Origin of the sequence: Mesorhizobium sp. M1A.F.Ca.IN.020.03.2.1, from assembly GCF_004023205.1 — a bacterium.
Taxonomy (GTDB): Bacteria; Pseudomonadota; Alphaproteobacteria; order Rhizobiales; family Rhizobiaceae; genus Mesorhizobium.
This window is the reverse complement of sequence record NZ_RZSV01000293.1, coordinates 1-5,838: the sequence shown is the minus strand read 5'-3', so window position 1 is coordinate 5,838 and position 5,838 is coordinate 1. Positions and strand designations below refer to the sequence as shown.

Here is a 5,838-nt window from a genome sequence, read left to right as displayed (position 1 = left end):
TCTTAGTGAGCTGGCCGGCGCCCGCCGGTCCCATCAGCCCGACCATGCGGGCATAGGCATCGATGACCGGCCTGGCCTTGTCGAAGGCGGCCTGCTCGCCGCCGACCATGACGGTCAGCACGCCATTCTCGGCGCCCGCCTGGCCGCCCGACACCGGCGCATCGAGGAAGGAAAAGCCGGCCTTGTCGGCGGCTTGGGCCAATTCGCGCGCGACTTCGGCCGAGGCTGTCGTGTTGTCGATGAAGACCGAGCCCGTCTTCATGGCGGCGAAGGCGCCGCTCGCGCCTGTCGTCACCGAGCGCAGGTCGTCGTCATTGCCGACGCAGGAGAAGACGAAATCCTTGCCTTCGGCCGCCTCGGCCGGTGTCAGCGCCAGTCTGCCGCCATGCTGGGCGACCCATTGTTCGGCCTTGGCGGTCGTGCGGTTATAGACGGTGATGTCGTGGCCGCCCTTGTTCCTGAGGTGCCCGGCCATCGGATAGCCCATGACGCCAAGACCGAGAAATGCAACCGATGCCATAAGCCTGCCTTCCAACAAAACAGAGGTTTCAGTGGCGGAAGGTCTAGGCTATGCGAAATTTTCGTCAAGGCGCGCAAAGCCGCATCGACTGGTGCAGGCCCGTCCGCTGACGACGCTCTATCGTTTGAGGTGAATGGTGATCCGGCGTTCGATCCATTCGACGCCGTGACGCAGGATCTCGACCAGCACCAGGTAGACGATCGCCACCCAGATATAGGCCTGGATGTCGAAGGATTTTGCGTAGGCGAGCTTCGCGTTGCCCATCAGGTCGTAGACGGTGATGATGGCGACGATCGCGGAAGCCTTGATCATCAGGATGAGCTCGTTGCCGTAAGGCCGCAGCGCCACGATGATCGCCTGCGGCATGATCACCTTGCGCAGCGTCTGCAGCTTGTGCAGGCCGAGCGAGGCCGCGCCTTCCCACTGGCCCCGCGGAACGCTTTCGATGGCGCCGCGCAGGATCTCTGCCTGATAGGCGGCGGTGTTGAGCGAAAAGGCAAAGACGCCGCAGTAGAACGCCTCGCGGAAGAACCACCATAGTCCGACGGTTTGCAGCTCGGGGCGGAACGAGCCGATGCCGTAATAGACGAGGTAGGTCTGCACGAGCAGCGGGGTGCCGCGGAAGAAGTAGACGTAGCAATAAGCCAATCCGGAAAGGATGCGGTTCTTGGACATCCGGCCGTAGGCAACCGGCAACGAGAGAATAGCGCCCGCCACCATCGAAACGGAGACCAGCGACAGGGTGGTTGCGAGCCCCTGCAGATAGGCCGGCGCGTATCTGGCGAAGAAATCGGCGTTCCAGGCGTGGACCAGATAGGCCACGATGCCGATGCCGAAAAGGCCCCAGAGGCAGACCAGCGCGTAGCCTATGATGCGCACGCGCGGCCAGCCGCGAGCCCGGGGCGGTGGCCTGTCAACCGCAATAGCCTGGCTGACGCTCATCGAGCCTCCCTGCGCCCGAGCGAGCGCTGGATATAGCCGGTGGCGACCGAGGACAGGATGGCCAGCACAAGGAAGACCAGCGCCGCGACACTGTAGAAGAGGAAGGAATGCTTGGTGACGCGCGCCGCGACACCAGCATTGCGCAGGGTTTCCGCTAGATTGACGACCGACACCAGCGAGGTGTCCTTGAGCAGGCTGAGCCAGCAATTCTCCAGACCCGGGAAGGCGATGCGCAGCAGCTGCGGCAGGATCACCAGGCGCATCGTCTGCCATTTCGAAAGGCCAATGGCGTAGCCGCCCTCATACTGGCCCTTGGGAATGGCGCGAAAGGCGGAGAGAAAGACTTCGCTGGCGTAGGAGGAGAAGATCAGCGCCAGCACGATCATGCCGGCAATGAAGCTGTTCACGTCGATTGTCGCCCCGGGCTCGAACAGGCGGACGACATATTGCAGCAGCAGCGGCATGCCGAAGAAGAACAGGAACAGCGTCACCAGCTCGGGCAGGCCGCGAAAAACAGTGGTGTAGATGTTGGCCGCGAGCCGGAGCGCGGGCTCTTCGTGTTGCTTGGCGAAGGCGACGAAGAACCCGATCGCCAGGCCTATCGGCAATGTCGCAAGTGCAAGCGCGACCGTGACCAGCACACCAGACGCAATGTCGTCACTCCAGCCATCCGGTCCCCAACTGAGAAGTGTCCAAATGCTTTGGGCTGGCATTGGCGGGGCGTGTCTCCGTGGCGATCCCGGAATGGAGGCAGGGCGGCGAGGTGATCCTCACCGCCCTGAGCGCAAATGATCAGGATTCGGCGCCGTAGACGTCGAACTTGAAGTACTTGTCGTTGATTTCCTTGTACTTTCCATTCTTGCGGATAGCATCGATCGCGGAATTCAGCTTGTTGACCAGGTCGGTCTCGCCCTTGCGCACGGCAATGCCGGCGCCCGGTCCGAAGATCTCGACCGGCTGCGGCGAGGGCTGGCCGAGGATCTTGCAGCAGGCCCCGTCGGGCGAATCCAGCCACTGCTGCAGCACGACGATGTCGTCCTCGATAGCGTCGAGACGGCCATTGGCGAGGTCGGCCTGTTCCTCGGGGCTGCTCGGATAGCCCTTGATCGTGCTGTCGGTGTAGGTCTTCGAGGCATAGTTGAAGTGGGTCGTCGTGGTGGCGACGCCGATCGTCTTGCCGGCGAGGTCCTCCTTGGTGACGCCCTTGAGCGGCGAATCCTTCGGCACGGCGATCGCCGACGGCGTATTGTAGTATTTGTGGGTGAAGTCGACCTTTTCCTGGCGCTCTGGCGTGATCGACATGGAAGCGACGATGGCGTCGAACTTGCCGGCCTGGAGCGCCGGGATGATGCCGTCCCAATCCTGCGCGACGAAGGTGCACTTCACCTTCATTTCGTCGCAGAGGGCCTTGGCTATGTCGATGTCGAAGCCGACCAGCTGGCCGTCCGAGGTCAGGTTGTTGAAGGGCGGGTACGCGCCTTCGGTGCCGATCCTCAGGGTCTTTTCCTGAGCCTGGGCAACGCCAAGTGTCAGCAGCGCGGCCGAAGCGGCAAGCGCGATACGCAGTGCAATACGCATGATAATCCTCTCATATTGTCATGGCCGCTGTCCCGTGCGGCTCTTGTGGGCGAAGCCTTTTTGACCGCCCGCTGCGCGGGATACTCCCACTCTTTGCAAGAAAAAAGCAACTGCAAAAACAACAGCAAACGGCAACCGCCGTGTGCCGCTGCGTTACTTGCCTGGACTGACGAGACCGATCGCGCGCTCGACAAAATCGGCTATCGATTTCGTATCGTCGAGGTTGAAGACCGGCAGCTTTTCGCCTTCGACCGGAAAGTCGGCGGCGACAGCCACGATGTTCGGGTCGTTGATCGAAAGCGGCGTCCGGTCCTTGGCCTCCAGCCGTCTCGCTTCGATCTTTTGGTGCGCTTCGCGCTTGTAGCCTTCGACCAGCACGATGTCCGAGGGCGCCAGCCGCGCCAGGATGTCATCCAGCGTCGGCTCGTCCTCGTTGCGCAGTTCGTGCATCAATGCCCAGCGCCGGCCGGAGACGACCGCGACCTCCATCGCTCCGGCCTGGCGGTGGCGGAAACTGTCTGTGCCGGGCTTGTCGATGTCGAAGTCATGATGGGCATGCTTGACCGTCGAGACCGTCCAGCCGCGCCGAACCAGTTCGGCGACCAGCTTCACGGTCAGGGTCGTCTTGCCGGAGTTCTTCCAGCCGGTGATGCCGAACACGGGTCTCATGGCTCAAGGCTTTGCAACAGACGCTCGGCCTCCGCAAGATCGTCGGGCGTGTTGATGTTGAAGAACGGGTCGATCCGCTCGCCTCCGGCTTCGAGCATCGGAAACTCCACCTCGACAAAACCATGCCGCTCCACGAAGGCCGAGACCCGGCGATTGTCCTCCTCAACCAGGAAATGGCGCAGGGCATCGCGCAGGCCGAGCGGCCAGAGCGCGAAGGTCGGGTGCCACCTGCCGTCGGAACTGGCGACCGCGATCGCGCCCGGCCGTGCCCGAGCGGCAACGGCCAATCGCTCGACGAGATCGCCAGGGAAGAACGGCGTGTCGCCGGCCGCACTGACCAGCGACCGGTAGCCCGTGTCCGCTGCCGCCCATTCAAGGCCGGTGAGGATGCCGGCGAGCGGGCCGGCATGGCCCTCTATCGTATCGGCAAGCACCGGAAGGTTGGTGCCAGCAAACCGTGCCGGATCGCCGTTGGCGTTGAGCGCCAGCGTGGCGACCTGCAGTGTGAGACGCGCGGCGACATGCTCGATCAGCCTGACCTTGCCCAGCGAAAGCAGCGTCTTGTCGCCGCCGCCCATCCGGCGCGACTGGCCTCCCGCCAGGATGATGCCTGCAACGCTTCGGTCCATCGGGACTATATGCCGTCCGGCGCCATGTCGGGTCCAGCGCTTTCGGCGGCAGGCTGGCGCCTGCCGACGACACGCTCGCGGTAGAGCGCGTAGAGGCCGGAGGCGATGATGATCGCGGCGCCGACGATCATCGGCAGGTCGGGGATATCGCCGAAGATGACGAGGCCGAGCACTATCGACCACAGCAGCGCCGTATAGCGGAAGGGCGCGATGAAGGAGATGTCGCCCGAGCGCATCGCCATGATGATGAACTGATAGCCGATGAGCACGAGCACGGCGGCCAGCGCCAGCAGCGCCGTCGCCTTGGCGGTCATGGGCGTCCAGCCGCCCATCGGCGGGAGCAGCAGCGCACCCAGGATCGTCATGGCCAGCGCAGTCGCGGTCGATACCAGCATGGTCGGGATCGCTTGCGGGATGCGCTTGGTGGCGAGATCGCGCACCGCGCAGCAGCCGACGCTCGCCAGCGCCAGCAACGAATAGGCGCTGAAACCCTCGAAGCCCGGCCGCACGATGATCAGCACGCCGGCAAAGCCGACGGCAATGGCGAGCCAGCGGCGCCAGCCGACGCCCTCGCCGAAGAACAGTGCGGCGCCCATCGTCACGGCCAGCGGCAGCGCCTGCAGAACGGCGGAGACGTTGGCGATCGGCAAATGGGCAAGGGCGATCAGGAACGACACGGTCGCGCCGGCTTCGCCGGCGACACGCAGCGCGACCATCGGCTGCAGCATGGCGCGCGGATCAGCAAGCGCGCCGCGCCGCCAGGCGAGCAGACCGACGAAGAGCGAGGCGAAGGCGCCACGCACCAGCATGACCTGCGCCATGTTCATCGATTCGGAGGAGAATTTGGTGATCGCGTCGTTCAAGGTGAAGCCGATCATGGCCACGACCATGAACAGTGCGCCGCGAAGATTTGGCGAAAGAGGCAAGGGCGCTTCCGGTTATGTTCTCTCGCAAGCGTCTAACAGCCAGCGGCAAGACAGCAACGTCAAAGAAATGGGCCACAGGAGGTTCCTGCGGCCCTCAAGATCGGCTGCGTTACTGGAGCGATTATTTCGGCGTCAGCGTCTCGGTGCCGTTGCCGTTCTGGCCGGCGATGGTCCACAGGCCGTGCAACGAGCCGTCCTTCTCCACTTTGTAGACGACGAGGCCGATTTCCTTGCCCATGACGTAGCCGGCGGAAAAGGCATCGTCATTGCGCATGCAAATGCCGTCGGAGGACGAGCCGCCGGTTTCCCAATGGATCGTGCAGGTTGTGTCGCTGGTCAGTGTGATGGTTGCCTCGCCGCCATATTTCGATCCGTCGAAATTGGTGCCGGCGACAGTGTAGGTGCCACCGATCGACTTAGCGGCCGCAGGCACCAAGGCAATCCCGAGCATTGCAAGCGAAGCCAAGAATTTGCGCATGAGAATTCCCCCTGAATGCGAAAATCGCTTCATGAGGCTAGGCCGGAACAAGTCGGCGGTAAATCGGGTGGAAGTCGGCGCGGATGGTTTATTTCC

The 5,838-nt window shown here is 63.4% G+C and carries 8 protein-coding genes; all 8 read right to left on the bottom strand.

Features of this window, described 5'->3' with window-relative positions; translation table 11 throughout:
- Positions 1-520: NAD(P)-dependent oxidoreductase (locus EOA79_RS28685; protein ID WP_164893983.1), on the bottom strand; the 520-nt coding region annotated here is incomplete at its 3' end.
- A gap of 117 nt (positions 521-637) precedes the next feature.
- Positions 638-1,462 (bottom strand): ABC transporter permease, encoded by an 825-nt coding sequence (locus EOA79_RS28680; protein ID WP_067319992.1) that lies wholly within the window; start codon positions 1,460-1,462, stop codon positions 638-640.
- Positions 1,459-2,175 carry an ABC transporter permease gene (locus EOA79_RS28675; RefSeq protein ID WP_095825392.1) on the bottom strand — a complete coding sequence of 239 codons (717 nt, stop codon included), beginning with the start codon at positions 2,173-2,175 and terminating at the stop codon, positions 1,459-1,461. Before EOA79_RS28675 ends, EOA79_RS28680 begins: the two co-directional genes overlap by 4 nt.
- Before the next feature lie 79 nt (positions 2,176-2,254).
- Positions 2,255-3,040, bottom strand: a complete 786-nt coding sequence (locus EOA79_RS28670; protein WP_066992755.1) for an ABC transporter substrate-binding protein — start codon at positions 3,038-3,040, stop codon at positions 2,255-2,257.
- Positions 3,041-3,193: 153 nt separating this feature from the next.
- Positions 3,194-3,709, bottom strand: a complete 516-nt coding sequence (gene mobB, locus EOA79_RS28665; protein ID WP_095825394.1) for a molybdopterin-guanine dinucleotide biosynthesis protein B — start codon at positions 3,707-3,709, stop codon at positions 3,194-3,196.
- Positions 3,706-4,338 carry a molybdenum cofactor guanylyltransferase MobA gene (gene mobA / locus EOA79_RS28660; protein ID WP_066992761.1) on the bottom strand — a complete coding sequence of 211 codons (633 nt, stop codon included), beginning with the start codon at positions 4,336-4,338 and terminating at the stop codon, positions 3,706-3,708. The genes mobB and mobA overlap by 4 nt, the downstream gene beginning before the upstream one ends.
- A gap of 5 nt (positions 4,339-4,343) precedes the next feature.
- Complete coding sequence (locus EOA79_RS28655; protein ID WP_095825395.1) at positions 4,344-5,264, bottom strand: DMT family transporter; 921 nt, start codon at positions 5,262-5,264, stop codon at positions 4,344-4,346.
- 121 nt (positions 5,265-5,385) lie between these two features.
- Positions 5,386-5,742 (bottom strand): hypothetical protein, encoded by a 357-nt coding sequence (locus EOA79_RS28650; protein WP_095825396.1) that lies wholly within the window; start codon positions 5,740-5,742, stop codon positions 5,386-5,388.
- Positions 5,743-5,838: the final 96 nt, after the last annotated feature.

What these genes read in the sequence shown, in the direction of transcription:
- mobA (WP_066992761.1), bottom strand. Translation starts at nt 4,338, where the DNA reads ATGGACCGAAGCGTTGCAGGCATCATCCTGGCGGGAGGCCAGTCGCGC.
- EOA79_RS28675 (WP_095825392.1), bottom strand. Translation starts at nt 2,175, where the DNA reads ATGCCAGCCCAAAGCATTTGGACACTTCTCAGTTGGGGACCGGATGGC.
- EOA79_RS28680 (WP_067319992.1), bottom strand. Translation starts at nt 1,462, where the DNA reads ATGAGCGTCAGCCAGGCTATTGCGGTTGACAGGCCACCGCCCCGGGCT.
- EOA79_RS28670 (WP_066992755.1), bottom strand. Translation starts at nt 3,040, where the DNA reads ATGCGTATTGCACTGCGTATCGCGCTTGCCGCTTCGGCCGCGCTGCTG.
- EOA79_RS28650 (WP_095825396.1), bottom strand. Translation starts at nt 5,742, where the DNA reads ATGCGCAAATTCTTGGCTTCGCTTGCAATGCTCGGGATTGCCTTGGTG.
- mobB (WP_095825394.1), bottom strand. Translation starts at nt 3,709, where the DNA reads ATGAGACCCGTGTTCGGCATCACCGGCTGGAAGAACTCCGGCAAGACG.